A 1,166-nucleotide genomic window follows, 5' to 3' on the forward strand; every position below is an offset into this window, starting at 1 on the left:
CCTGTGAAACGACCGGCGGTGTCTTCATGTCTTGGGTCATTGCTCTTGTCCCGTTCTTGGGTTTGGTTGGGGGTGACGAGGACAGACATAGGCCGCATGGTTCGATGGTGAGAGTTACAAGTGTGACGCGATTTGAACCGGCGGCCCCTGAGGGGACGGCATGGACTCGCTGATCAATGCCGCCGGCCGCGCGCTTGCCGCGGGCGACCCGCTCGGCGCCTTGAAGCGCGTCGCGCTGCGCGACGATGCGCCGGCGCTGGCGCTGCGCGGCATCGCGATGGCGCAGCTGGGCGATTTCGCCAAGGCCAAGGCGCTGCTCAAGGACGCCGCCCGCGCCTTCAGCCCGAGGGAAGCGGTGGCGCGTGCGCGCTGCGTCGTCGCGGAAGCCGAGATCGCGCTGGTCTCGCGCGATCTCGGCTGGCCGGAGAAGGCGCTGCGAGCCGCAAGGGCGACGCTTCAATCGCACGGCGATCGGCTGAACGCCGCCTATGCCGGCAGCCTCGAGGCGCGCCGGCTCATCCTGATCGGTCGGCTCGACGAGGCCGAGCGGTTGCTGGCGGACTTCGATCCGGCGCCGCTGCCCCCAGTGGCGCGTGTCGCGCATGAGCTGGCCGCGGCCGGCATCGCGGTCCGGCGCCTCAGGACGAAGGCGGCGCGCTCCGCATTCGGCCGGGCATCGCTTGCCGCTTACGAAGCCAACATTCCCGCGCTGAAGGCCGAAGTCGAAGCAGCATCCCTGGTATTGAATACGCCGGTCGGCCGGTTGATCGCGCGCGGCGCGGAGAAGGCGCTGCTGCTCGACGAGGTCGAGGCGCTGCTGGGTTCGGGCGCGTTCGTGATCGATGCATGCCGCAATGTCGTGCGCGAAGCCGATGCGGTCGTTTCGCTGGCGACAAGGCCGGTGCTGTTCGCGCTGGCGCGCGCGCTTGCCGAGGCATGGCCGGCGGACGCCTCGCGCGAGCTGCTGCTGAAGCGCGCCTTCCGGGCAAGGCATGCCGATGAATCGCATCGCGCGCGGCTGAGGGTCGAGATGGGGCGGCTGCGCGCCGAGCTCGCCGGGCTGGCCGAGATCAACGCCACGGCCGCCGGGTTCGAGCTCGCGCCGCTGAAAGCCGCCGAGGTCGTTGTGCTGGCGCCGCCGGTCGAGGAGGAGCACGGCGCTGTGA

General features: G+C 70.2%; 1 protein-coding gene. It reads left to right on the top strand.

The features are described 5' to 3' along the window. Window positions 1-160 precede the first annotated feature (160 nt). Window positions 161-1,166 (top strand): helix-turn-helix domain-containing protein (locus EOD07_RS35170; protein WP_127238418.1); only part of this gene is annotated, 1,006 nt, incomplete at its 3' end.

This window comes from Mesorhizobium sp. M2C.T.Ca.TU.002.02.1.1, assembly GCF_003997225.1.